This is a genomic window from Mycobacterium sp. ENV421 (assembly GCF_002887815.1).
Taxonomy (GTDB): Bacteria; Actinomycetota; Actinomycetes; order Mycobacteriales; family Mycobacteriaceae; genus Mycobacterium.
On the sequence record NZ_PDHO01000006.1, the window covers coordinates 33,269 to 57,075 of the forward strand.

A 23,807-nucleotide genomic window follows, 5' to 3' on the forward strand; every position below is an offset into this window, starting at 1 on the left:
CGTTGGAGCACTTCGACATTGCGATCATCGGGACCGGCTCGGGCAACACGATCATCGACGAGCGGTTCAGCGGCAAGAAGATCGCGATCTGCGAGCAGGGCGTGTTCGGCGGCACCTGCCTGAACGTGGGGTGCATCCCCACCAAGATGTTCGTCTACGCCGCCGAGGTGGCTCAGACCGTCCGCGAGGCCGCCCGATTCGGCGTCGACGCCCACATCGATGGCGTGCGCTGGACCGATATCGTCTCGCGGGTGTTCGGCCGGATCGATCCGTTGGCGGCCGGTGGCGAGAACTATCGGCGGTCCTCGCCGGACGTGACGGTCTATGACAGCCACACCCGATTCACCGGCCGCGACGACGATCGCTACCGGCTGCGGACCGAGGCCGGTGACGAGTTCACCGCCGCGCAGGTGGTGATCGCCGCGGGTGCGCGGGCGATGGTGCCCGACGCGATCGCCGGTTGCGGTGTCGATGTCCACACCAGCGACACGATCATGCGCATCCCCGAGCTACCCGACCATCTGGTGATCATCGGTGGCGGGTTCGTGGCGGCCGAATTCGCGCATGTCTTCTCGGCATTGGGTAGCCGGGTCACCATCGTCATCCGCGGTGCCGCGATGCTGTCGCACTGCGACGACACGCTCTGCGAGCGGTTCACCGACATCGCCGCCAAGAAGTGGGAGATCCGCAGCCACCGCAACATGATCGGGGCGCATACGGACGGGTCCCAGACCGTGGTCGAACTCGACGATGGATCGCAAGTGCACGCCGATGCCGTGCTGGTGGCCACCGGCCGCCAGCCGAACGGCGATCTGATGGACGTGCACCTGGCCGGCGTGGAACTCGACGAGCACGGTCTGGTCAAGGTCGACGACTACCAACGCACAACCGCGCGAGGCATTTTCGCCCTCGGTGACGTGTCGTCGCACTATCAGCTCAAGCATGTCGCCAACCACGAGGCCCGGGTGGTGCGGCACAACCTGCTGCAGGACTGGGACGACACTGACGCGTTGATGTACTCCGATCACCGCTTCGTGCCGTCGGCGGTGTTCACCGATCCGCAGATCGCCTGCGTCGGGCTCACCGAAAACGAAGCCCGCGCAGCCGGATACAAGATCAACGTCAAGGTGCAGGACTACTCCGACGTGGCGTACGGCTGGGCGATGGAGGACAGCACGGGGTTCGCCAAGCTCATCGTCGAGCAGGACAGCGGCAAGATCCTGGGCGCCCACATCATGGGGTACCAGGCATCGTCGTTGATCCAGCCGCTGATCCAGGCGATGAGTTTCGGGCTGCCCGGTCAGGAGATGGCCCGAGGTCAGTACTGGATTCACCCGGCCCTGCCCGAAGTGATCGAGAACGCACTGCTGGCGTTGTGCGGCGAGCCGCCCTGGCCGCCGTCGCGCCGGCACTGACGGCTCACCTTCCTCTCGCGAGTAGACACAAACGCCTCCGAAAACCGGTGTGTCGCGTACCTTTCGTGTCTGCTCGCGGGCTTCAGTGGTTGCTCGGCTTGACGTGATGCACACAACACTCCACACTTGCAGTCATGTGCGGTCAAAAATCCACAAAATCGGTCAGCTGAGATGCTGCCCGTCGCACGGCAAGAAGCGATCGTGGAGGCCGTCAGCAGCTCCGGCCAGGCCGTCAGCACCGACGACCTGGTCCGCCGGCTGGGTGTCTCCGCGGAGACCGTACGCCGCGATCTGGCACTGCTGGAGGAGCGTGGCGTGATCCGCCGCGTGCATGGCGGTGCCGCGGCGGTCGACCAGCGCCGAGCGATGGAACCGTCGTTCACCGAACGTTCGGTCATCCGCCATCAGGCGAAGGCTCAGATTGCGAAAGTCGCTGTGGGACTGATGGAGAACGGCCAGACCGTGGTCCTGGACATCGGCACGACTGCGGTCGCCGTCGCCCAGGCGATCCCGCGCGGATTCACCGGCACGATCGTCACGCCGTCGCTGCCGGTGGCCGTCGAATTGGCCGACCGCCCCGGCATCCAGGTGCTGCTGGCCGGCGGGCGCGTCCGCCCCGGCGACCTGGCCTGCTCGAATGCCCACACCAAAGCCTTTTTCGCCGACATCTATCCCGATCTCGCATTGATCGGCTCCGGCGGGGTCGACGCCCGCTCGGGGCTCACCGATTTCCATCTCGACGAGATCGACGTCCGGCGCACGATCATCGCCAACAGCGCGCGCAGCTACATCCTGGCCGATTCCTCCAAGCTCGGCCAGGTGGCGCCGCACCGGGTGTGTGCCCTCAGCGCGGTCGACGGCCTGATCACCGACCAAAGCACCGACGCGGCTGTTGCAGCAGCCTTCGACGAGACGGGAGGTGTGGTCTTGTCAGCGCGGCCGCCGGCCGCAGCCACTGCCTGAATCGCTCCCCCCACATGGGTGCGGGCGGCGTTGCAGCGCCGCCCGCGGGACCGAACCTCATATCCGAATCACTCAGAGTCAGAAAGACCGATCCAGTGACGCATTCTTCCACACCGCCACCCGCGGGGACCCCTTCTCAGGACCTTTCCGGGGGCACCTATACCGACACCCTGGAGCGCTCCACCGGTCGATTCGCCTCCTTCGCAGTGGCATTCGCCTTCGTCTCGATCGCCACCGGCATCTTCACCACGTACGGCAGTGTTCTGAAAAGTTCCGGCCCACTGGGCATCTGGACGTGGCCCATCGTGATCATCGGGCAGCTGGCGGTCGCCCTGCTGCTCGGCGCGCTGGCCGCCCGGATCCCGGTGACCGGCTACGCCTATCAGTGGGTGTCCCGGCTGGCCAACCCGATCCTGGGGTGGATCACCGGCTGGATCTCGTTCACCTTCCTGGCCATCGTGGCCGTCGCGGTGGACTACACCGTCGCGGCGACAGTCGTTCCGGCGTTGTTGGACTTCACGGGCACGGCACTGACGTCGTTCTTGATCACCGCCGCCATCCTGCTGTTGCAGGGTCTTCTGGTCGCGGTCTCGACGAAGTGGACCGAACGGGTGAACAACTTCGCGGTCAGTGCTGAACTGATCGGCATGGTGGCGCTGGTCGTCCTGCTGTTCATCGTGGGTGTGGTCACCCACAAACTGTCGGCGGGCAACTTGTTCTCCCGCGGCGACATCCCTGCCGAGGGTTACTGGAACTTCGGCACCGCGACCGCCGCCGGCCCCTGGATGCTGGGCTTCCTGCTCGGCGCCTTCACCATCGTCGGCTTCGAATCCGCCGCGAACCTGGCCGAGGAGACCAAGAAGCCGGAAGTTGTTGTGCCACGGGCGATGTGGCAGGCCGTACTGGCCTCCGGCGTGCTGGGCTTCCTGTTCCTGCTGGTGGTGACCGCCGCGGTCAACGATCCGACGGCGCTGGCCGAGTCGGGAACTCCGATCGCCGACGTCATCCGCGACATCCTCGGCTCATTCGTCGGCACCGCGCTGCTGATCCTGGTCGCCATCGCGATCTTCGCCTGCGGTCTGGTGATCGTGATGAGCGGTGTGCGACTGACCTGGGCGATGTCCCGCGATCAGCGCTTCCCCGGCTGGCAGGCGCTGCACAAGGTGTCTCCCCGCACCAAGACCCCGTTGAACGCCACGATCGCGATGACCACGATCTCGGCGGTGATCCTCGGCGTCTTCTCCACGAGTACCGACGCGCTGTTCATCCTGTTCTCCGCAGCGACCCTGCTGCCGGCCGTCATCTATGCCATCACCGTGGCGCTCTACATCGCCAAGCGGCGTCAGCTGCCGCAGAGCGCAGCGTTCAGCCTCGGCCGGTGGGAGGTCCCGATCATCGTCGTGGCGGTGGCGTGGCTGGTGTTCGCGCTGTCGTTGTTCCGCGACGCCTCGTTCCGGCAGCCCTGGCTCTATGTGCTGGTGATGGTGGCGATCGGCGCGGTCTACCTGGGCTACCTGTTGGTCACCCGCGGTCGCGACGGGCTCAAGATGCCCGGATTGCGTTCGATAGATGCCGAACTCGACAGCGCGGCCGGCGCACGGCAAGTCGCCGAGGACGTGCCGCGATGAGTGTCCTGGCCATCGACCAGGGCACGTCGGGAACCAAGGCCATCGTCGTCGACCCCGACGAAGGCGTGGTGGGGCTGGCCGAAGTCGCCGTGCATCCGCGGTATCTCGAGGGCGGTGGCGTCGAACAGAGCCCGGATGAGTTGCTCGAGTCGGTCCTGATCGCCGGGCGCGCAGCGGTGGCCCAGGCGAACTCCCCGATCGACGCGGTCTCGTTGGCCAACCAGGGCGAGACGGTCCTGGCCTGGGATCCCGATACCGGCCGTGCTCTGACGCCGGCGATCGTGTGGCAGGACCGCCGTGCCGAACCGCTGTGCGCGGCCATGCGCGACTGGGGCGAGATGCTGGCCGACCGCACCGGGCTGGTGCTCGACCCCTACTTCTCGGCACCGAAGATGGCCTGGCTGCGTCGCAATGTCGAGACCGCCGGAGTGGTCACCACATCGGACACCTGGCTGCTGCACCAGCTGACCGGAGCGTTCGTCACCGACGCCACCACCGCGAGTCGCTCCCTGGCGGTGGATCTGGGCGCCAAGGAGTGGAACCACGAGTTGCTGGCGCTGTTCGAGCTCGACGGCGAACGCCTACCGGCCATCGTCGGCAATGACGAAACCATCGGCACAACAACGGCATTCGGCGGCGAAATTCCGGTCGGCGGTATCGTCGTCGATCAGCAGGCAGCCCTGCTTGCCGAGGCCTGCCTGGAGCCGGGCATGGCCAAATGCACCTTCGGGACCGGCGCGTTCCTGCTGGCCAACACCGGAACCACCGGCGTGCACTCCACCACCGGGTTGACCTCCTCGGTGGCATGGCGGATCGGGGGCCGCGACACGTTCTGCGTCGACGGTCAGGTGTACACCGCGGCGTCGGCCGTGCGCTGGCTCAGCTCGCTCGGCATCGTCGGCGGCGCCGAGGAGATGGACGGCATCGCAGCCAAGGACAGCAGCGGGGTGCTGTGTGTGCCCGCACTGGCCGGTCTGGCGGCACCGTGGTGGAAATCTCAAGCCAAGGCGTCCATTTCGGGGATGACGTTGTCGACCGATCGCGGTCATCTGGTGCTGGCCGTCCTGCAGGGCATCGCCGCCCAGATCGCCGAATTGGTGACCGCCATCAACGCCGACACCCCGACGCCGCTGACCACGTTGCGCGCCGACGGCGGACTGACCCAGTCCACCATCCTCATGCAGGCCTGCGCCGATATCCTGCAGGTGCCCGTCGAGGTGTACCCGTCCGCCCATGCCACCGCGCTCGGTGCCGCGGCGCTGGCCCGGCTGAGCCGGTCTCCGAATCAGTCTCTGTCCGAGGTCGTTCCGGACTGGGCACCTGCGGCGACCTACGAACCGAGTTGGACAGGACAGCAGGCCAACGGCTTTCGTGATCGGTGGCGTGAACTTGCCGCCACCACCTACCCCTCCCAGGAGATGTGATGACCACCCCCACCGCCTACGACGTCGTCGTCATAGGCGCGGGCATCGTCGGATCGGCGATCGCCCGTGAACTGTCCGGCCACCAACTCTCGGTCGCGCTCATCGAGGCCCGTAGCGACGTCGGCGACGGCACTAGTAAGGCCAACACCGCGATCCTGCACACCGGCTTCGACGCGAAGCCCGGCACGCTCGAGTCGGCGATGGTGCACCGCGGCTACCACCTGCTCTCCGACTACGCCTCGCTCACCGGCATCCCGGTCGAACGAACCGGAGCCATCCTGGCGGCCTGGGACCAGGAGCAACTCGACGCCCTACCCGGCTTGCGGAAGAAAGCCGAAGACAACGGCTACCACGACTGCGAAATCATCGACGCCGCAGCGGTTTACGCCGATATCCCGAACCTCGGACCGGGCGCACTCGGTGGCTTGACCGTCCCCGACGAATCGATCATCTGCACGTGGACGGTCAACCTCGCACTGGCCACCGATGCCGTCAACCGCGGCACCGTGCTGCTGACCGGCCACCGGGTCGACGGCGTCGACATCGCAGCGGATGCCACCACTCTTCACACCAGCGGCGGGGAGGTCACCGCACGCTGGATCGTCAACGCATCGGGACTCGGCGCCGATCTCGTCGACGCCTTGTTCGGCTATCAGCGGTTCACGGTCACCCCGCGCCGCGGCGAACTCATCGTCTACGACAAGCTCGCCCGTGCACTGGTGGACAAGATCGTGTTGCCGGTGCCGACCGCGCGCGGCAAGGGCGTGCTGGTCAGTCCGACCATCTACGGCAATGTCATGCTCGGACCCACGTCCGAAGATCTGCAGGACCGCACCGCCACCGGCACCTCCGAAGCCGGCTTCGATTTCCTGCTCGGCAAGGGCAGGACTCTGATGCCACGCCTCCTCGAGGAGGAAGTGACCGCCACCTACTCCGGGCTCCGTGCGGCCATCGACAACGGCGATTACCTCATCGAGGCCGATACCGCGCAGCACTACCTCCTGGTCGGCGGTATCCGCTCCACCGGCCTGACCGCGGGTATGGCAATCGCCGAATACGTGCGGGATCAGCTCGCCGACGCCGGTCTGTCGTTGGTGCCGAAGGCCGAACTGCCGGCTCCCCCGCAGATGCCGAATCTGGGCGAGGCATTCCCCCGCCCCTTCCAGCAGCCCGACGCCATCGCCGCCGACCCCGCCTACGGGCGCATCGTGTGCTTCTGCGAGCGGGTCACCGAGGGTGAGATTCGCGACGCCTGCCATTCGGTGATCCCGCCCGCCACCGTGGAGGGACTGCGGCGACGCACCCGCGTGATGAACGGCCGCTGCCAGGCGTTCTTCTGCGGCGCCGAAGTCCAGTCGGTGTTCGACCGTGAGACTCACCAGGAGAGCCGCCGATGACCGCCACCGAAACGGTCGACGTCGCGATCGTCGGCGCCGGCCCCGCCGGACTGACGGCGGCCGCCGACCTGGCCCGCAACAGCACGCTGAATGTCGTTGTTCTGGAACGTGAGTCGGAAGCCGGTGGGATCCCGCGGCACAGCGATCACCCGGGCTACGGAATGCGTGACCGCAAGACGTTCATCAGCGGGCCCGCCTACGCGCAACGGCTCACCCGGGATGCCCGCGCCGCCGGCGCGGCGATACGCACCAGTGCGATGGTCACCGGTTGGGCCGACGATCAGACTCTCGAAATCACCTCACCGCAGGGGCGCTACCACCTCACCGCCCGGGCCATCGTCCTGGCCACCGGGGCACGTGAGCGACCACGCCCGGCCCGGTTGATTCCCGGCGATCGCGGGGCGGGCGTCTACACCACCGGCCTGTTGCAGAACGCGGTGCATCTCAAGCATCGCACCGTCGGCAGGCGTGCCGTCGTGGTCGGTGCCGAGCTGGTCAGCTACTCGGCGGTGCTCACCCTCAAACACGTCGGCTGCCAGACCGTCTTGATGACAACCGAATACCCGTCGCCGGAGTCCTACGGCGTGTTCAACCTCGCCGGCCGGTCACCGCTGCTGGGACTGCAGATCGCCACACGCACCCGAGTGGTGCGGATCATCGGCACGCCGACAGTCACCGGCGTCGAGGTCGAGAATCTCGACACCGGTGAACGCCGGATCGTCGACTGCGACACCGTCGTCCTGACCGGCGATTGGATCCCGGACCACGAACTCGCCCGCAGCACCGGCCTCGACATCGATCCCGGAACTCTCGGTCCGGTCGTGGACACGGCGCTGCGAACCAGCCGACCCGGGGTCTTCGCGATCGGCAACCTGCTGCACCCCGTCGACACCGCCGACATCGCCGCACTCGACGGCCGCCACGTCGCCGGCCAGGTCCGCGCCCACCTGGCGGGACACCGGCCTACGGATGCGGGGGTTCCGATCCACGCCGCGGCGCCGTTGCGCTGGGTGGCTCCCAATCTGGTGCGTCCCGGCGATCCGGCGCCCGCCCGGCACCGGCTGCTGTTGTGGACTGATCGGCTGGTCCGCATTCCCAAAGTCGTTGCCCGCCAGGATGGTGCCGTCATCGGCCGCACGACCCTGCCCTGGCCCGCATCGCCAGGGCGAGTGTTCCGGGTCCCGTCCAGAATCCTGGATGGTGTCGACGCGGGTGGCGGCCCCGTCGTCCTGTCGCTCGCCGACTGACGCGTGCTCGATTTCCCTCGCGAGCAGACAGAAACTCGTGGAATTCTCGCCCGATTCATACGATTTTGTGTCTGCTCGGGACACGATCAGCGCGCGGGAACCGCGAAACCCCAGGGCAATTCGAGCCGATGGGCGGCCAGCAATTCGGCGTTGGACAGCACCGCGGTGACGGTGTCGTCGGCGACCACCGCGCCGCCGTCGAGCACGATCGCCCGGTCGCACAGCTGCGCGGCATACGGCAGGTCGTGGGTGACGATCACCATCGTCGCCGGCAGCGTAGCCAGCGTCTCGGCCAGTTCCCGCCGCGCGACCGGATCGAGGTTCGCCGAGGGCTCGTCGAGCACCAGTATCTCGGGCTCGCAGGCCAGGACAGTGGCCAGCGCGGCGCGGCGACGCTGCCCACCGGACAGATGCCCGGGACTGCGGTCGGCGTGCTCGGTCATCGACACGACCTCCAACGCGGCGGCCACCCGGGCGCGCAGCGCATCCCCGGTGAGCCCGAAGTTGGCCGGGCCGAACGCGACGTCCTGCGCGACCGTGGGCATGAACAGCTGATCGTCGGGATCCTGGAACACCAACCCAACTCGGCGCCGGATGTCGCGAAGACTCTTGCGGGTCAACGTAATTCCACTGATCTCGACGGTGCCCGAGGTGGCGGTGAGGACGCCGTTGAGATGCAGCATGAGCGTGGTCTTACCCGCCCCGTTGGGGCCGAGGATGGCCACCCGCTCACCGGGCGCGATGCTGAGATCGACACCGTCGAGCGCCACCCGGCCGTCGGGATAACGGTAGTGCAGACCCTCGACGCGGACGGCCGGCGCGCTCATCGCAGCACCCACGCCGAGGCCGCCACCGCGGCCGCGGCCACCGCCGGCGTGAGCGCGAACACCCACTGCGCCCCTGAGGCCCGCGGACCGGCCCCGACGATCGCCAACTCGGGCACCGTGCCGTCGAAGCCGCGTGACGTCATCGCCAGGTACACGCGCTCGCCCCGCTCGTACGACCGGAGGAACAACGCCCCAACGCCTTTCGCGATCGCGCCGATCTGATGGAGGGCGCGCGGAGAGTCGCCGCGGGAGATCCGTGCCATCCGCATCCGGCTGACCTCCGCCGACAGCAGGTCGATGTAGCGGATCATCAACACCAGCATCGAGGTCACCAGCCCCGGCACCCCGAGCCGGCTCAGCGCCAACGGCAGCTCCCGCGCCGACGTGGTGGCGGCGACGGTGAGCGAGGCGGCCACGCCGAGCGTGCCTTTGACCACGATCCCCCACGCCGCCCACAACCCGGCGACCGACAGCTGCAGACCGCCGACCGTGACGCGTTCGCCGCCTTCGGCGAACGGCAGCAACACGGCCAGCACGATGAACGGCGCTTCGATCAGCATCCGCGGCAGGATCCACCGCAGCGGGATCGAAGCCACCCGCCACACCACCAGCACGATCACGGCGTAGAGGGCGAACGGCCAGATCATCTCCCGCGGGGTGGCCACCACCGCGAGGACGAACAACACGAGTCCGGCGATCTTGACTTCCGCGGGTGCGCGGTGCACCGCTGATTCGCCGTCCCGGTAGAGCGGGTGGGAGTGCCCGGCTCCCATCTCAGTCCTTCGCGCGGCGGCTGCGGGCGATCAGCCAGAATCCGCCGAAGGCGATACCCAACACCACGAGGGCGCCGATGACGCCGGCGAGTCCGCTCGTCGCGGGATGGCCGAAGATCGTGTAGTCGGCCAGCGGCGAGGCCGACATGGTGTGTTCGGTCGCGTGCTGGGCGATGCAGCTGCCGGTCAGTTGTTCACCGTGGTCGGTGTGGACGACCTGACAGCCCTGCAATGTCGCCGAGTCCAGTCCGTCCGGGCTCGAGCTGGCGAAGTAGGACACCACACCGGCGATCAGCAGGATCGCCACCCCGAAGCCGACCCAGAACTGCCAGCGCCGGGCCACCGCCTGCGCGCTCATGCGGCCACCACCTCGCGGTCGCGATCGCGGCGCAGCAGGTAGACGAGGTCCGGACGGGACCGGACGACAGCCATCACCGTCACCGCCGTGATCAGCCCTTCGCCGATACCGATCAGGACATGGGTACCGAGCATGTAGGTGGCGACTGTGCCCAGCGAGGTCGGCGCGGAACCGCCGATCGCGTATTCGGCCACGAATCCCATTGCTGCGCAGACTGTCCCGAACAACGCCGAGAGGAAGCCGACGACTCCGAGCGCCGGTACCGAGCCGGGGCGACGCCGTCGCACCAGTGCGTAGAGGACCCGCGCGGCGGCGTAGCCCGCGGTGACGCCGATCAACGCCATATTGGTGATGTTCATCCCCAGTGCGGTCACGCCGCCGTCGGCGAACAGCAGGGATTGCACCACCAGCACGATCGTGATGCACAGCACGCCGGTGTACGGGCCGACCAGGATCGCGGCGAGCGCGCCACCGAGGAGATGCCCGCTCACGCCGGGCAGGATCGGGAAGTTGATCATCTGGACCGCGAAGATGAAGGCGGCGACCAGACCGGCCAGCGGGACGGTGCGTTCGTCGAGTTCGGTACGCGCCCGCCAGCCACACACCGCCACCGCCGCGATCGCCAGCGCCCCGAACATCACCGAGGTCGGCGCGTTGACCAGGCCGTCGCTCATGTGCATGGCCGTGATCTGGACGCTCAACGTGTCTCCTCGCGGTCGGGTCGGTCCCCAACGGTCAACCATAATCGGCCGGCGAGATATCTGTCTACCTGTACAGATAATGGAGTGAAGAGGTCACTCACTCGGAGTGGGCGGCGCCGATCCAGTGCAGCAGATCGTGCACGGTGTGATCCTCCAGCCGGTAGCTGACCTGACGCCCCACCCGCGTCGAGGTGACCCAGCCTTGCTGACGTAGCACCCGAAGTGCCTGCGAGACAGCGTTTTCCGACCGTCCCACAGCGGCGGCGAGATCACCGACGCAGATGCCGGGCGCGCGGTGCAACCCAAGAAGGATCTCCAGCCGGTGCGGGTCGGACAACAGATCGAAGCGTTGCGTCCAATTGTGGATGTCCACATCGGCCAGCGCGGACGAGGCAAGCTCGACCTTCGCCGTATCGCCGGGGGCATCCATGACTAGGAATCTAGCCCAGCAGGCGGGCTGGACCCGGGACGCTGGAACAATCCGGCCCCCGTACGCGACTATTGATGCGTGGACTGCGATGTCGCCCGGGAGGCGTTGTCAGCCCGGATCGACGGCGAACGTGAACCCGTTCCCGCGGCCCGGGTGGACGAGCATCTCACCACCTGCGACCAGTGCGGGGCGTGGTACGCCAGGGCCGTCGAGCAGACGCAGCTGCTGCGCCGGCTGGCCGGCCGGTCCCAGGTGGCGGCCGTCGCTGCGCCGAATGACCAGCTTTTGGCCGCACGTCGGCGGCTGCCATCGACCAACACCATGCTGCGCGCGGCGTTGGCCGTCATCGGGCTCATGCAGGTCGGGGTCGCAGGGGCTCAGGCCTTCGGCGTCAACGTCGGAACATCGGCCGCCACCCACCACGCGATGATGGGCGGCCACCTGCTCAACGAGTCGACGGCATGGTCGGCGGCACTGGGCGTGGTCATGATCGTCGCGGCGGCGCGACCTACCGCGGCCGCCGGCTTGGCCGGGGTGCTGTCGGTGTTCACCGCGGTCCTCACCGGCTACGTCGTCTCCGACGCGGTCGCGGGCGCGGTGACGCTCGACCGCGTCCTATCGCACCTGCCCGTGCTGGCCGGGACCGTCCTGGCGCTGCTGGTGTGGCGCGACAGCCGGGCGTCCGAGCCGGAGCCCCGAGGTGATGCCGCGCCCATCACCGCCGATGTGGTGTTGCCCGACAGTGCCTCTCGCGGCCGTCGCCGCGGTCACCTCTACCCCACCGACGGCGCTGCGTGACCTGACAACGGGGAACTTTCCGCGGCGGCCCGCGACCAACTATCTGTGCGTTTCCTGATCGTCTGCTGTGAGGGCTCAGCCCCCTAGAGATGATTTAAGGCTCGCACGCAGCTGACGGAATCAGGGTCAGCCGGCCCGCAAGGGCACCGATATGCCCTCGATTACTACGCCCTGTAGTAGATCGGGTCCACCAACACGGGAGAGACGAATGAAGGTCACAAAAAACAGTCGGGCGCCGCGACTACTGGGCGCGTTCGTGGCCGCCGCAGCGGTCTCAGCCGGCGTCGCCCTGGCGGGAAATGCGGCCGCGCATCCCGGCCACGACCACGGCGGCTCAGATTCCGGCACCAGCGGCAGCACCGACAGCAGCGCGAAGAGCGGAGGCGCCAATACCCGCGGCGGGGCCGGTGCCGGCACTGCCACCGGCAACGGCGGCGGGTCCAGGGCGATGTGCACCGACACCGGCGTGCCTACCACGGCGGCCTGCAACGGCCGAGGCCGTTGAAAAACACCACCATTGACTGAAAGGCAGACCCACATGATCACGCAGCACGTCAATCCCCGGCGCCGCATTCGCGCAGGCGCCGCACTGGGCGGGACCGCTCTGGCCGCGGTACTGATGGTCGCGACTCCCGGAGCGGGTATCGGGCACGCCCACGGCTACAGCACCCCGTCAGGCGACGCAGTCGGCCGGCCGGGCTTCGGAAGTGAAGACACTCCGGGCAATCCGGCACCGGGTGTGCGCGCCGTCCAAGCACTCGGCGACCGGGTGTTCAACCAGAGCACCGCATTCACCAAGGCCCTGGACGATTCCGCACTCGGAATCAACTACCACAACGCATTTGGCACGCCGAACTACGAGCACCCGACCCACGGATCGAACGGCACGGTGACGGGCCTGTTGAACGGCGGCCTGATCAAGACGACCTACGACTCCCTGCAAACCAGGGGTGCGGCGCTACCCGACGAGGCAGACCTCTCCGCAGCAGTGATCCGCCAACTCAGCGGCCACCAGGTCGCCACCGGTAATCATCGGCGCGCTTCGTCGACAGCTACGCAGGTATGCACCGCGACGACGGCGAAGACGGCGCTGCGGGCGCAGGGCTCCTGTTAGACCGACACACCACGAACTGTGGCCCGATCCTTCGGGCCACAGTTGGTCGTCGCCTCAGAGCATCACGCCGAACATGATCGCCATCCCGGCGGCCATCATCGACTGACACAGGATCCCGAGCGGCCGCGCCGTCGCAGCGGGCTCGCGGTCCATTCGCACCGCCAGGTAGCGATACAGCCAGAACACCGCGGCCACCGCGAACCCAATCGTGTACACCCAGTTCAGCGTGTCGATGTAGGGCGGGTATCCGCCGCCGGAGCTGTCCGCCGTGCCCGCGGCCCCGGACATGTCCATGCCGGGCATGTTCATCCCCGCGTGACCGGCATGGCCCGACGACCCGCCGGACGTCGACGCCGTGTCCCCGGCGTAGGACGCCTGCCCGGGCAGCAGCCGGCCGTTCATCACGGCATACATCCACGCCATCGCCAGCATCATCAGTGCGTGATAAACACCCGCGACCCGATGGCCGGCGCAGGTCGGGCTCGCTGTGACAGCGACGAACCACAGGGTCGCGAGCAGGAAGAACACCATCGGCGCGACGGTCGGCAGTGCCGCGCCCCACGGCCAGGCCATCACCGCCATCGCCACCGCCATCACGACGTGCAGCAGTTGGCTGACGACACCTGCCGGGCGCCGGTCACCGACGACGAGGGTCGAGAGGCATTCCGCGGCGGCGAGCATGAACAGCAGCGTGACGACCCAGCGCAGCGTCAGGTCAGCGATCACCGGTCACTCCTTCTCCGCTCGGCACGTCAGCAATGGTCGATTCATCGCACCAGAAAGTTCCCACCACGGCGACTCGACTACGACGACGAGTCGTAGACTCGCGATGATGGAAGCCACCCACACAGGCACCCGCTCGCCGGGTCGGTGGATGCTCGGCGGCTACCTCGGGCTGCTCGCCGCCCTCGTCGCCTACGCGGTGGCCTCCGGTGACCGTCGCTTCACCGCGACCGGCGACTCCTACCCCGGCCTGGCGACCAGCGTCGCCGGGCTGATCGGCTACTTCACCGCGACGCTGGCCGCCGCGATCTGTCTGGGCGCGCTGGTGTTCATCGTCATCGCCGCCGAGCCCGACGACCGCGGCGTGCTCGACCCGGCGTCATTCCGGGTGCATCTGCTGGCCGAGCGCCTCGCCCCCATCTGGCTGGTCACGGCGCTGGCGATGATCCCGGTCCAGGCCGCCAACGCCGCCGGCGTGCCGGTGACCCGGTTGATCACCAGCGGTGGCCTCGGAAGTGCGCTCGGCGCATCGGAAATGGGCCGCGGCTGGGTCGCCGCCGCTGTCGTCGCGGCCGTGGTGACCGTCAGTCTGCGCGCCACCCTGCGCTGGTCGTGGCACGCCGTGCTGCTGATTCCCGCGTTCATCGGCGTGATCGCGCTACCGGTCACGGGGAACGCCGGCCAGGGGCCCAACCACGACTACGCGACCAGCGCCGTGATCGTCTTCGCCACCGCGCTGGCTGTGCTGACCGGCGTGGCGGTCAGTGCGGCGCTGGCCCCGCCGACGGCCGAACTGCGCAGACGGATTCTGCTCACCCAGCGGGTCGCCGGCGCGGCGGCCCTGATCTACGGCGCCGTGCTGTGGTTCCTGCTGGCGACACCGGCCGGGCTGGCGTCGGACTATGGACGATTCGGCGCGCTGGCCGCGGTCGCCCTGATCGTGAGCCTGGCGATCGCCCCCCGGAGCGCCGTGACCGGCGCGGTGGCGGGCATCGTGGCGGTCGCCGCCGCGGCGGCGATGGCGGTTCAGACCGCGCCCCGGCTGTTGGCACACGAGTTCACCGCCTGGGACGTCTTCCTCGGCTACCAGCTCTCCGACCCGCCGAATGCGCTTCGGCTGCTCACTGTCTGGCGTTTCGACGTGCTGCTCGGCGTCGCGGCGGTGGTCTTGGCGCTGGGCTACGTGATCGGCTACATCCGGCTGCGACGGCGCGGCGACGCCTGGCCGCCCGGCCGCTTGGTGGCATGGCTGTTGGGTTGTGCCGCACTGCTCCTCGCAACCAGCTCGGGGGTGCGCGCCTACGGGTCGGCGATGTTCAGCGTGCACATGGCCGAGCACATGGCGCTTAACATGTTCATCCCGGTGTTCCTGGTGCTCGGCGCACCGATCACCTTGGCGCTGCGCGCGCTTCCGGTGGCGGGCGCCGGCCATCCGCCGGGTGCGCGGGAACGGCTGCTGTGGCTGGTGCATTCGCCGGCGTCACGGTTCCTGTCCCATCCCGCAACGGCTTTCGTGCTGTTCGTCGGATCGCTGTACGCGGTCTACTTCACCCCGATCTTCGACACCCTGGTGCGCTACCACTGGGGTCACGAGTTCATGACCCTGCACTTTCTGATCACCGGGTACCTGTTCTTCTGGGGGATCATCGGTATCGACCCGGGACCCAAGCGATTGCCGTTCATCGGGCGGCTGGGCCTGCTGTTCGCGGTGATGCCGTTTCACGCGTTCTTCGGCATCGCGACCATGACCATGACCTCGGTGCTCGGCGGGACGTTCTACCGCTACCTGCACGTGCCGTGGCTGGCGAGCCTCAACGACGACCAACACCTCGGCGGGGCGATCGCCTGGGGTTCGAGCGAACTCCCCGTCATCGTCGTGGTGATTGCACTGGTGTACCAATGGGCGCGTCAAGACCGGCGGACCGCCACCCGCACCGACCGGCACGCCGACGCCCATTACGACGACGATCTGGACGCCTACAACGCGATGCTGCGGGAGTTGGCCAAGAACCGGCGCTGAATCAGCCTGTCAGGCAAGGCCGCCCAGCGGTCTGCCGGTCGAGGCGGCGAACCGGTCCTGAACGTCGGCCCAGTTCACGACATTCCAGAAGGCCGTGACGTAGTCGGCCTTGACGTTTTTGTACTGCAGGTAATAGGCGTGCTCCCACATGTCGACCTGCAGCAGCGGCACGATCCCCGGCGGCACGTTGGCCTGTTGATCGTAGAGCTGGAAGGTGAGCAGTCTGCCACCGAGCGGCTCGTAACCCAGCACCGCCCAACCGGAACCCTGTAAACCGTTTGCGGCTGCGGCGAATTGAGAACGGAAACCGTCGAATGACCCGAACGCATCGTCGATGGCGGCCGCCAGCTCACCGGTCGGCTTGTCACCTCCGTCGGGCGACAGGTTCTTCCACCAGATCGAGTGGTGAGGTGGCCGCCGAGATGAAAGGCCAGATTCTTCTCGTTGAGGAAGATCGCGGCGTGGTCGGCGGTGGCGCGGGCTTCCTCCAGTTTGGCCAACGCGTCGTTGACGCCTTTGACGTAGGTCGCATGGTGCTTGCTGTGGTGAATCTCGTTGATCTCGCCGGAAATGTGGGGCTCGAGCGCGCTGTAGTCGTAGTCCAAGTCAGGCAATGAGTATTCCGTCATGCCATCAACTTATCTGTTCAGGTGTTCAGATGATAGGGTGAATCTGTGGCAGGTCGGTCGCGGTCGACGAGTCGATGCAGCACATCGCCAGACCCTCAACCCGAGGTGGTAGCTCGCGACCGGCACTGCCCACCACACTCGTCGCACTGAATTGGCCTTGGCGCCACACTGATTCGATCGGTTCGCTACAGGAGCGGGAGGGTCCCGCGGATGACTTCGGCGAACCGCTGCCCTATGCGCTCGTGGGCCTGCGGGCCGGGGTGCAGCCGGTCGGGAAGCGGGAACTCGGCGAAGTCCGCGGGACCGTACAAGTCCAGGCCGTCGACGTAGCGCAGGTTCGGGTCGGTGACCGCGCGGTGGCTGACGATGCGGGCGAGTTCATCACGAATGACGCGCAGCGTCAGCTTGCCTGCCGACACCTCGGTCGGGTTGCCGGTGGCGGCGAATGCCAGTGTTCCGCCGCTGAAGTCGGGGGCCAACGGTCCCGGCGTGTCCTCGTGGATCGGGCAGTGCACCGCGGAGATAACGACGATCGGCGTGACCGGATGCCCGTCGCGGATGGTGTCGAGGAAGCCATGGACGGCCGGGCCGAAAGCGCGCAGCCGCATCAGGTCGGCGTTGACGATGTTGATCCCGATCTTGACGCTGATCAGGTCGGCGGGTATGTCGCGCATGGTGCGGGCGGTGAAGGGATCCAGCAGCGCCGCGCCGCCCATACCGAGATTGATCAGTTCGACGCCGGCGCCGGCGGCCGCCACCGCGGGCCAGGTGCCGGTGGGGTGCACGGCATTGGAGCCGTGACTGATGGAACTGCCGTGATGCAGCCACACCGGCCGGGTGATCGGGCGAGGCTGCAACGGGTGGTCGCTGCGCAGTGTGATCAGTTCGGTGATCTCGTTGTGCGGCAACCAGATCTCGACGGACTTGGCCCGGTCCGGCAGGCCGGCGAAGCGAATCGTCCCTGGCGGGCCGGCGATGAGTTCCTCGGTGCCGGCGGCGACATCCTTCATCAGCAGGCTGCCGCCGGTCAGGCTGGCCTGCGCCGTCAGCTCCCCGTCGATCAGCAGGTCGTAGCGGCCGTCGGGTCGCATGGGCATGCCCACATAGGCGGGCCGGGTGCGCAGGGCGTCCAATTCGATTTCGGTGGACCGGGTTTCGAACACCAATCGGCACCCGGCCGGCTGGGCTTCGGCCATCGCGAGTTGTGGGTCGGCGCATTGCGCCCGGGCCCAACCGGGCAGCCGATGCGGCAGCAGGCCATGGCTCGTCTGCTCGAGTTCCTGTGCACCGCGCAGGAACTCCCGCGAGATCGGTGTGATGACGGTCATCGCGTCTCAGCCGACGACGGCGTAGTCGCCCTCGTCGGCGAGCGCGGCACGGACCTGCTCGACGCTGACGTCGCCGTCGACCCGCACGATCGACGCGCCCTCGGGGTCGAGGTCGATGTCGACGGCGCTGACCGCCGGCAGCGCCGTCAGCGCACCGCTGACCACCCGCACACAACTCTGGCAGTGCAGGCCGGTGACCTTGAACGTGTGAGACATCGAGATCTGCCTTCCGGTGGCTATCGGGAGTCGAAGTTGCGCAGCCGCAGGCTGTTCGAGACGACGAAGAACGATGAGAACGCCATCGCCGCACCGGCGATGAGCGGATTGAGGAATCCGGCGGCGGCGATCGGGATGGCCGCCACGTTGTAGCCGAATGCCCAGAACAGGTTGGTCCGGATCGTGCGCATGGTCGCACGGGCCAGGTCGAGTGCCTGCGGGACGATGTCGAGATCGTCGCGCACCAGGATGATGTCGGCGGCGCCGATCGCCACGTCGGTCCCGCGCCCGATGGCCAGACCCAGATCCGCCGATGCCAGCGCGGGTCCGTCGTTGATGCCGTCACCCACCATGGCGACCACCCGGCCATGTTCGCGCAGTTGCTCGATCACGTCGACCTTGCCTTCGGGCAGCACCTCGGCGATCACTTCATCGATGCCGACCTCGGTGGCCACCGCACCCGCGGCGGCGGCGTTGTCGCCGGTGAGCAGCACTGTGCGCAGCCCCCGGCGGTGCAGCGCGGCCACCGCGTCGGCGGCCGACTCCTTGACCGCATCAGCCACCGCAACGGCACCGCAGACCCGTCCGTCGACGGCGACGAAGACGACTGTCTCGCCGCGGGATTCACCACGCCGTCGCGCCGACTGCACCGGCTCGGGGATCTCGGCCTGCCCGGCGACCCACGATGGGCGGCCCACCGTCACGTGCTGCCCGGACACCGTCCCGACGACCCCGCGGCCGGGGTGGGCACGGAAATCCTCCACCTGGCGGCGCTCGTCGGTGGCGGTCGTGATGGCCACCGCGACAGCATGTTCGGAGGCCACCTCGACCGCCGCGGCGAGCGCCAGGATCTCGTCGGATTGCGCGCCGTCGGCGACCGTCACCTCGGTGACCGCCAGATGACCCGTGGTCAGTGTGCCGGTCTTGTCGAACACCACGGTGTCCACCGCGCGGATGGCTTCGAGCGCACGGTAACCCTTGAGGAAGATGCCGAGCTGCGCGCCGCGTCCGGAGGCCACCATCATCGCGGTCGGGGTGGCCAGTCCCAGCGCACAGGGGCACGCGATCACCAACACCGCCAGCGCCGCCGAGAACACCCGATCGGCGTCGGCCCCGGCCAGCCACCAGCCCGTCGCCGTCAGCGCCGCGATACCGAAGACCACCGGCACGAACACCCCGGCGATCCGGTCGGCCAGCCGCTGCGCATCGGCCTTCTGGGCTTGCGCTTCCTCGACCAGCCGCACCATCCCGGCGAACTGGGTATCGGCACCCACGGCGGCCGCCTCGACGATCAACCGACCGTCGAGCACCACCGTTCCGCCGACCACCGGGCCACCGGGATGGGCACGCGACGGCTTGGCTTCGCCCGTCATCGCGCTCATGTCGATGGCGGCGTCACCCTCGATCACCAACCCGTCAGCGGCGATCGTCTCGCCGGGGCGTACCACGAATTTCTGCTGCTCTTTGAGTTCGTCAGCGGGCAGCACCATTTCGCTGCCGTCGGCCAGCAGCACCGTCACGTTCTTGGCGCTCAGCGCGGCCAGCGCGCGCAACGCGCTGCCTGCCCGAGACTTCGCCCGGGCCTCGAGATAGCGGCCGGCCAGGATGAAGACGGTGACGCCGGCGGCCACTTCCAGATAGATCGAATCGCTGCTCAGCAGCGCCTGCCAGATGCCGTCACTGCGCCGGTCCCGATGCCCGATGAAGATCGTGTACAGCGACCACAACGTGGCCGCCGTGACCCCGACCGAGATGAGCGTCTCCATCGAGGCGGTGCCGTGGCGGGCGTTGCGCAGGGCGACCCGGTGGAACGGCCAGGCCGCCCAGGTGACGATCGGCGCCGCCAGCGCGGTGAGCAGCCAACCCCAGCCGGTGAACCGGGTGCTGGGCACGACCGCGAACATCACCGACAGGTCGGCCAGTGGCACGAACAGCACGGCGGCGATCGCCAGCCGCCGCAGCAGGCTGCGGGCCATCTTGTCGTCGGGGTCCACCGGCTCGGCCGACGAGGCCGCACGCGGAGCGGCGTCGTACCCGGCCTTGCGGATCACCTCGCACAGGTCGTCGGCGGCCACCGAGTCGGGGGCGTCGACGCTGGCCACCCGGGTGGCGTAATTGACCGAGGCGCGCACGCCGCCGATCTTGTTGAGCTTGGTCTCGACCCGGGCCGCGCACGCCGCGCAGGACATCCCCGAGACGTCGAGTTCGATCCGGTGCGCGGCGTCGGACACGCCCGGAGCGGTCGACCCGCCCACGACCGATACCGTCATCGCTCTCCTTGGCTGTGGTGCGGACCCGAGGGAAGAGTCGGCTGAAGCTGCCGTCGGGTTCCCCAGCCTCCCAAAATACGCGCCTGCAACGGGCCGGGAATGTGGCGGTCATGGAGATCCCCTAGTCTCACTGAGCGTGGCCGAACGCGACGACGACCCCGTGACTGCGCTGGCCCTGGCCGCGGGCCGGGGCGATGCGGCCGCACTCGAGGCGTTCATCAAGGCCACCCAGCGCGACGTGTGGCGCGCGGTCGCCTTTCTCGGTGATCCTGGTCACGCCGACGACCTGACCCAGGAGACGTTCCTGCGGGCGTTGGGCGCACTCCCCCGGTTCTCCGGCCGGTCCTCGGCCCGGACCTGGCTGCTGTCGATCGCCCGCCGCGTCGTGGTCGACCAGATCCGCCGCAACCAGGCGCGACCGCGCACGACCTCGGCGGTCGACCTGGAGCAGGTGCTCGACTCCCGGCGCAGCAGCGGGCGCTTCGAGGAGATCACCGAGATCAGGATGCTGCTCGACGGCTTGGACACCGACCGCCGGAATGCGTTGATGCTCACCCAGGTGCTGGGCTTGTCCTACGCCGAAGCCGCCGAGGTCTGCGGATGCCCGGTGGGCACGATCCGCTCCCGGGTGGCGCGGGCGCGCGAGGATCTCCTCGCCGCCGCCGGTCGCGACGATCAGGCCGGCTGACCGACTCGACGCCCGCGCCGATTGTTTGTCGCTGGACAACTGTTGCCCTCTGGTTAGCATCCCGCCGGGCGGGAAACACATCGCCATGACCTCTCTGGCTTCGCCGGCGCTGGTGGCGATCTTCGTCGTCTGCGCCGCCGTGATCTGGTTCGCGGGAATCAAGTTGTCCCAGACGACCGATGTGCTCTCGCAGCGATGGCATCTGGGCTCGGCGCTCGGCGGGGTCATCCTTCTCGCCATTGCGACCAACCTGCCCGAGATCGCCATCACCGCCAGCGCCGCACTGTCCCATCACGTCGATGTGGCGGTCGGCAACATCCTCGGTGGCGTCGCGATCCAGACCGTCGTCCTGGCCGTCCTCGACGCCGCAGGCACGCGTCCGCGAAAGCCGTTGACCTATCTGGCTGCATCGCTGACCCTGGTGCTGGAAGCCGGTCTCGTGGTGGCGCTGTTGGTGATCGTGGTGATGTCCACGCAGCTGCCCGATTCGCTGATCGTCTGGCGGCTGACTCCCGGTGCGGTCCTGATCGCCGCCGTCTGGGCGATCGGGTTGTATCTGATCCGCCGCGCCGGACAGGGCCTGCCGTGGCACGACGGCGGCCACGCGCCGGGCAGCCAGGACAAGCCACCGGGTCACTCCACCGCCACGAACGAGAAGACCGCTACGCAACGGGGCGTCAGCACCGGCCGCGCGGTCGCCGTGTTCGTTGTCGCGGCGCTCGGCACACTGCTCGCCGGTGTTCTGATCGAACGCAGCGGCGAGGAGGTGTTCAGCCGCTGGGGCATGTCGGGGGTGTTGTTCGGCGCCACCGTGCTTGCTGCCGCCACCTCGCTTCCCGAGTTGTCGACCGGCTTGGCGTCGACTCGGATGGGCGACTACAAGCTGGCGATGAGCGACATCTTCGGCGGCAACGCTTTCCTGCCGGTGCTCTTCCTCCTCGCGGCGCTGCTGTCCGGCGCCGCCGTGTTGCCGACCGCCCATCACACCGACATCTACCTCACCGCCCTGGCCGCCCTGCTCACCGTGGTGTACATGGCAGGGCTGATCTTTCGCCCACAGCGGCAATGGCTTCGCATGGGTCCGGACTCGATCGCCGTGGTTGTGCTCTACGTCGTCGGGGTTGCCGGATTGGCCTTCATCGCCGGGTGATCACCGTCAATCCCGCGCGGCCTTGGTCGCCGTCAGCACCAGATACTCGGCCGAATACGCGGTGTGGCCGGGCCGATCCGACTGATTCCACTGCTCGAGGAACGCCAGGAAGTCGCGGTCGAGGTTCGCCACCTGGTCGGGGCGCTCCGCATTGAAGCTGTACACAGCGATCGTCGGTCCGTAGTTGCGTTTCCAGTATTCCCGGAATTCCAGCGGGCTGGGACTGTGCGTCATCGGAAGCGCCCGCCGTGCCATGGTGAGGTCGGTGACGTTGTCGCCGAACAACTCTCGTACATGGTTCTCGTCGCCCCACAGCGGTGCGGGCGAGGCACCCGGGGGTGGCGGTGCGGCATAGGGCTTCATGGTGGCGAACAACTGCCCGATGAAGCCCTGCGGCGTCCAATTGATCATCCCGATCGTCCCACCCGGCCGGCACACCCGCACCAGCTCGTCGGCGGCCGCCTGGTGATGCGGGGCGAACATGGCGCCCAGACAGGACAGGACGACATCGAAGTGGTTGTCGGCGAACGGAAGCGCCTCCGCGTCGGCCTCCACCCACTCCAACTCGACACCACGGGCGGCGGCGATCCGGCGGCCGGCGTCGAAGAGCTCCGGGGTGAGGTCGCTGGCGGTCACTCGCGCGCCGGCTTCGGCGGCCGGAATCGAGGCGTTGCCGGCGCCGGCGGCCACGTCCAGCACCACGTGATCGGGCCGGATGCCGACAGCGTCGACGAGTTGCGGTCCCAGTTCGGCCACCAACTCGGCGGCCACCGTCGGGTAGTCACCGGACGCCCACAGGGCACGGTGCTTGGCCTTCAGCGCGCGATCGGCGGAGTCATCGTGTTCCGGTCCGGTACCCATCCCAGATCTCCTTCACCACGGCCGTGGGCACAGAATGCGCGCACGCGGTGAAGCGCACGCAGAAATGGCAATAAAGCGAAAGGGAAATTCAGTCCAGAAAGCCGTGCAGCAGGGCGGCCGACCCGGCGACGTGGGCCTGCATCGCCGCCCCGGCCGCATCAGGATCGCCGGCGAGGATGGCGATGACGATGGCCTTGTGCTGTTCGTCGGAGTGCGCAATATTGCGCCGCAGCAAGGGAATCTGATCCAACAGCGCGTTCAGCCGCATCCGGTTCTCGGCCACCAGCGGCACCAGCGATGCCGAGCCGGCGGCTTCGGCGATGGCCAGGTGCAGCCGGGAGTCCAGCCGCCGATAGTCCTCTGCGCACGAGCAGCGCACATCGGTCAGCCGGGACCACAACCCTTCCCGCTCGGCCGCGGTCAGCGTTCGGGTCGCGGCCATCCTGGCGGCGCCGACTTCGAGGATCTCGCGCAGCCGCAGCGCGTCGTCGATGTCGGCGCGGCTGAACCGCACCCGGCCTTCGGTGGGGGCCGGTAGCGACTCGGCCAGGAAGGTGCCGCCGTAGCGGCCGCGGCGCGACACCAGATAACCGGCGTCGGCCAGGGACTTGATCGCCTCCCGGACGGTGTCTCGGCTGACGCCGAGCCGGGCGGCGAGCTCCCGTTCCGGGGGTAGCGAGTCACCGGGGGTGAGCACACCGAGCTTGATGGTCTGCAGCAGCCGGCCGACGGTGTCCTCGAAGGCATTGCCAAGGCGCACCGGACGCAGCAATGCCTCGTGGGCCTGCTGCGGTTCCGGTGCACTTGACAATTCCCGGGTCACTCCGTTCCTGCCCGCCGAACCATG

23 protein-coding genes and 1 pseudogene are annotated in these 23,807 nt (G+C 68.2%); 12 read left to right on the forward strand and 12 right to left on the reverse strand.

What is annotated here, in order from left to right; genetic code table 11:
* The first annotated feature begins 2 nt into the window (after positions 1-2).
* The 6 genes from mtr (at position 3) to CRM90_RS09775 (ending at position 8,074) form a co-directional block, all read left to right on the forward strand.
* Positions 3-1,415 (forward strand): mycothione reductase, encoded by a 1,413-nt coding sequence (gene mtr, locus CRM90_RS09750; RefSeq protein WP_102806803.1) that lies wholly within the window; start codon positions 3-5, stop codon positions 1,413-1,415.
* 171 nt (positions 1,416-1,586) lie between these two features.
* Positions 1,587-2,378, forward strand: coding sequence for a DeoR/GlpR family DNA-binding transcription regulator (locus CRM90_RS09755; RefSeq protein WP_102806804.1), 792 nt, complete (start codon positions 1,587-1,589; stop codon positions 2,376-2,378).
* Between the two features lie 95 nt (positions 2,379-2,473).
* A complete protein-coding gene (locus CRM90_RS09760) occupies positions 2,474-4,006 on the forward strand; it encodes an amino acid permease (RefSeq protein ID WP_502693253.1) in 1,533 nt (510 codons plus the stop codon).
* Positions 4,003-5,430, forward strand: a complete 1,428-nt coding sequence (locus CRM90_RS09765) for an FGGY family carbohydrate kinase (RefSeq protein ID WP_102806806.1) — start codon at positions 4,003-4,005, stop codon at positions 5,428-5,430. Before CRM90_RS09760 ends, CRM90_RS09765 begins: the two co-directional genes overlap by 4 nt.
* Positions 5,430-6,827 (forward strand): NAD(P)/FAD-dependent oxidoreductase, encoded by a 1,398-nt coding sequence (locus CRM90_RS09770; protein WP_102806807.1) that lies wholly within the window; start codon positions 5,430-5,432, stop codon positions 6,825-6,827. The genes CRM90_RS09765 and CRM90_RS09770 overlap by 1 nt, the downstream gene beginning before the upstream one ends.
* Entirely contained in the window at positions 6,824-8,074 is a 1,251-nt protein-coding gene (locus tag CRM90_RS09775; protein ID WP_102806808.1) for an NAD(P)/FAD-dependent oxidoreductase, read from the forward strand. Before CRM90_RS09770 ends, CRM90_RS09775 begins: the two co-directional genes overlap by 4 nt.
* Positions 8,075-8,160: 86 nt before the next feature.
* On the opposite strand, the gene CRM90_RS09780 is transcribed toward CRM90_RS09775, so the two are convergent.
* The 5 genes from CRM90_RS09780 to CRM90_RS09800 all read right to left on the reverse strand — a co-directional run bounded on the left by CRM90_RS09780 (position 8,161) and on the right by CRM90_RS09800 (position 11,163).
* On the reverse strand, positions 8,161-8,901 hold the full coding sequence (locus CRM90_RS09780) for an energy-coupling factor ABC transporter ATP-binding protein (RefSeq protein ID WP_102806970.1): 741 nt from the start codon (positions 8,899-8,901) through the stop codon (positions 8,161-8,163).
* Complete coding sequence (gene cbiQ / locus CRM90_RS09785; RefSeq protein WP_102806809.1) at positions 8,898-9,674, reverse strand: cobalt ECF transporter T component CbiQ; 777 nt, start codon at positions 9,672-9,674, stop codon at positions 8,898-8,900. Before cbiQ ends, CRM90_RS09780 begins: the two co-directional genes overlap by 4 nt.
* Before the next feature lies 1 nt (position 9,675).
* Entirely contained in the window at positions 9,676-10,032 is a 357-nt protein-coding gene (locus tag CRM90_RS09790; RefSeq protein ID WP_102806810.1) for a PDGLE domain-containing protein, read from the reverse strand.
* Positions 10,029-10,712, reverse strand: a complete 684-nt coding sequence (locus tag CRM90_RS09795) for an energy-coupling factor ABC transporter permease (RefSeq protein ID WP_502693256.1) — start codon at positions 10,710-10,712, stop codon at positions 10,029-10,031. Before CRM90_RS09795 ends, CRM90_RS09790 begins: the two co-directional genes overlap by 4 nt.
* A 118-nt stretch (positions 10,713-10,830) precedes the next feature.
* Positions 10,831-11,163: an ArsR/SmtB family transcription factor gene (locus CRM90_RS09800; protein WP_102806812.1), complete on the reverse strand. Its 333-nt coding sequence runs from the start codon at positions 11,161-11,163 to the stop codon at positions 10,831-10,833.
* Between the two features lie 78 nt (positions 11,164-11,241).
* Here CRM90_RS09800 and CRM90_RS09805 point away from each other — a divergent pair, with 78 nt between their 5' ends.
* The 3 genes from CRM90_RS09805 to CRM90_RS09815 all read left to right on the forward strand — a co-directional run bounded on the left by CRM90_RS09805 (position 11,242) and on the right by CRM90_RS09815 (position 13,075).
* On the forward strand, positions 11,242-11,961 hold the full coding sequence (locus CRM90_RS09805; RefSeq protein ID WP_102806813.1) for a zf-HC2 domain-containing protein: 720 nt from the start codon (positions 11,242-11,244) through the stop codon (positions 11,959-11,961).
* Positions 11,962-12,169: 208 nt separating this feature from the next.
* Complete coding sequence (locus CRM90_RS09810; protein WP_102806814.1) at positions 12,170-12,466, forward strand: hypothetical protein; 297 nt, start codon at positions 12,170-12,172, stop codon at positions 12,464-12,466.
* 33 nt (positions 12,467-12,499) lie between these two features.
* The gene (locus CRM90_RS09815) at positions 12,500-13,075 is read left to right on the forward strand and encodes a hypothetical protein (protein WP_102806815.1); all 576 of its coding nucleotides are present in this window, start codon (positions 12,500-12,502) and stop codon (positions 13,073-13,075) included.
* 54 nt (positions 13,076-13,129) lie between these two features.
* Here the strand turns inward: CRM90_RS09815 and CRM90_RS09820 are convergent, their stop codons facing one another.
* The gene (locus tag CRM90_RS09820) at positions 13,130-13,801 is read right to left on the reverse strand and encodes a DUF5134 domain-containing protein (RefSeq protein ID WP_102806816.1); all 672 of its coding nucleotides are present in this window, start codon (positions 13,799-13,801) and stop codon (positions 13,130-13,132) included.
* Positions 13,802-13,907: 106 nt separating this feature from the next.
* Between CRM90_RS09820 and CRM90_RS09825 the strand changes: the two genes are divergently transcribed.
* Positions 13,908-15,818 (forward strand): cytochrome c oxidase assembly protein, encoded by a 1,911-nt coding sequence (locus tag CRM90_RS09825; protein WP_102806971.1) that lies wholly within the window; start codon positions 13,908-13,910, stop codon positions 15,816-15,818.
* Positions 15,819-15,827: 9 nt separating this feature from the next.
* On the opposite strand, the pseudogene CRM90_RS09830 reads toward CRM90_RS09825, so the two are convergent.
* The 4 genes and pseudogenes from CRM90_RS09830 to CRM90_RS09840 form a co-directional block, all read right to left on the reverse strand.
* Positions 15,828-16,447: pseudogene (locus CRM90_RS09830) on the reverse strand (superoxide dismutase).
* 185 nt (positions 16,448-16,632) lie between these two features.
* Positions 16,633-17,775: a GDSL-type esterase/lipase family protein gene (locus CRM90_RS09835; protein WP_199189841.1), complete on the reverse strand. Its 1,143-nt coding sequence runs from the start codon at positions 17,773-17,775 to the stop codon at positions 16,633-16,635.
* Positions 17,776-17,781: 6 nt separating this feature from the next.
* Entirely contained in the window at positions 17,782-17,991 is a 210-nt protein-coding gene (locus CRM90_RS30675; RefSeq protein WP_199189842.1) for a heavy-metal-associated domain-containing protein, read from the reverse strand.
* 20 nt (positions 17,992-18,011) lie between these two features.
* Positions 18,012-20,261: a heavy metal translocating P-type ATPase gene (locus CRM90_RS09840; protein WP_102806817.1), complete on the reverse strand. Its 2,250-nt coding sequence runs from the start codon at positions 20,259-20,261 to the stop codon at positions 18,012-18,014.
* A 136-nt stretch (positions 20,262-20,397) separates the two neighbouring features.
* On the opposite strand from CRM90_RS09840, the gene sigC reads away from it, so the two are divergent.
* Both sigC and CRM90_RS09850 read left to right on the forward strand, forming a co-directional pair.
* Entirely contained in the window at positions 20,398-20,949 is a 552-nt protein-coding gene (gene sigC, locus CRM90_RS09845) for an RNA polymerase sigma factor SigC (protein ID WP_102806818.1), read from the forward strand.
* 85 nt (positions 20,950-21,034) lie between these two features.
* Positions 21,035-22,099: a sodium:calcium antiporter gene (locus tag CRM90_RS09850; RefSeq protein WP_102806819.1), complete on the forward strand. Its 1,065-nt coding sequence runs from the start codon at positions 21,035-21,037 to the stop codon at positions 22,097-22,099.
* 6 nt (positions 22,100-22,105) lie between these two features.
* On the opposite strand, the gene CRM90_RS09855 is transcribed toward CRM90_RS09850, so the two are convergent.
* Together CRM90_RS09855 and CRM90_RS09860 are read right to left on the reverse strand one after the other, a co-directional pair.
* Positions 22,106-22,960, reverse strand: coding sequence for a class I SAM-dependent methyltransferase (locus CRM90_RS09855; RefSeq protein WP_102806820.1), 855 nt, complete (start codon positions 22,958-22,960; stop codon positions 22,106-22,108).
* 88 nt (positions 22,961-23,048) lie between these two features.
* Complete coding sequence (locus CRM90_RS09860) at positions 23,049-23,771, reverse strand: FadR/GntR family transcriptional regulator (protein WP_102806972.1); 723 nt, start codon at positions 23,769-23,771, stop codon at positions 23,049-23,051.
* Positions 23,772-23,807 lie beyond the last annotated feature (36 nt).

Coding starts and splice junctions, on each gene's coding strand:
- CRM90_RS09755 (WP_102806804.1), top strand. CDS start 1,587: ATGCTGCCCGTCGCACGGCAAGAAGCGATCGTGGAGGCCGTCAGCAGC.
- CRM90_RS09765 (WP_102806806.1), top strand. CDS start 4,003: ATGAGTGTCCTGGCCATCGACCAGGGCACGTCGGGAACCAAGGCCATC.
- CRM90_RS09770 (WP_102806807.1), top strand. CDS start 5,430: ATGACCACCCCCACCGCCTACGACGTCGTCGTCATAGGCGCGGGCATC.
- CRM90_RS09775 (WP_102806808.1), top strand. CDS start 6,824: ATGACCGCCACCGAAACGGTCGACGTCGCGATCGTCGGCGCCGGCCCC.
- CRM90_RS09780 (WP_102806970.1), bottom strand. CDS start 8,901: ATGAGCGCGCCGGCCGTCCGCGTCGAGGGTCTGCACTACCGTTATCCC.
- cbiQ (WP_102806809.1), bottom strand. CDS start 9,674: ATGGGAGCCGGGCACTCCCACCCGCTCTACCGGGACGGCGAATCAGCG.
- CRM90_RS09790 (WP_102806810.1), bottom strand. CDS start 10,032: ATGAGCGCGCAGGCGGTGGCCCGGCGCTGGCAGTTCTGGGTCGGCTTC.
- CRM90_RS09795 (WP_502693256.1), bottom strand. CDS start 10,712: ATGCACATGAGCGACGGCCTGGTCAACGCGCCGACCTCGGTGATGTTC.
- CRM90_RS09800 (WP_102806812.1), bottom strand. CDS start 11,163: ATGGATGCCCCCGGCGATACGGCGAAGGTCGAGCTTGCCTCGTCCGCG.
- CRM90_RS09810 (WP_102806814.1), top strand. CDS start 12,170: ATGAAGGTCACAAAAAACAGTCGGGCGCCGCGACTACTGGGCGCGTTC.
- CRM90_RS09815 (WP_102806815.1), top strand. CDS start 12,500: ATGATCACGCAGCACGTCAATCCCCGGCGCCGCATTCGCGCAGGCGCC.
- CRM90_RS09825 (WP_102806971.1), top strand. CDS start 13,908: ATGGAAGCCACCCACACAGGCACCCGCTCGCCGGGTCGGTGGATGCTC.
- CRM90_RS09835 (WP_199189841.1), bottom strand. CDS start 17,775: ATGACCGTCATCACACCGATCTCGCGGGAGTTCCTGCGCGGTGCACAG.
- CRM90_RS30675 (WP_199189842.1), bottom strand. CDS start 17,991: ATGTCTCACACGTTCAAGGTCACCGGCCTGCACTGCCAGAGTTGTGTG.
- CRM90_RS09840 (WP_102806817.1), bottom strand. CDS start 20,261: ATGACGGTATCGGTCGTGGGCGGGTCGACCGCTCCGGGCGTGTCCGAC.
- CRM90_RS09850 (WP_102806819.1), top strand. CDS start 21,035: ATGACCTCTCTGGCTTCGCCGGCGCTGGTGGCGATCTTCGTCGTCTGC.
- CRM90_RS09855 (WP_102806820.1), bottom strand. CDS start 22,960: ATGGGTACCGGACCGGAACACGATGACTCCGCCGATCGCGCGCTGAAG.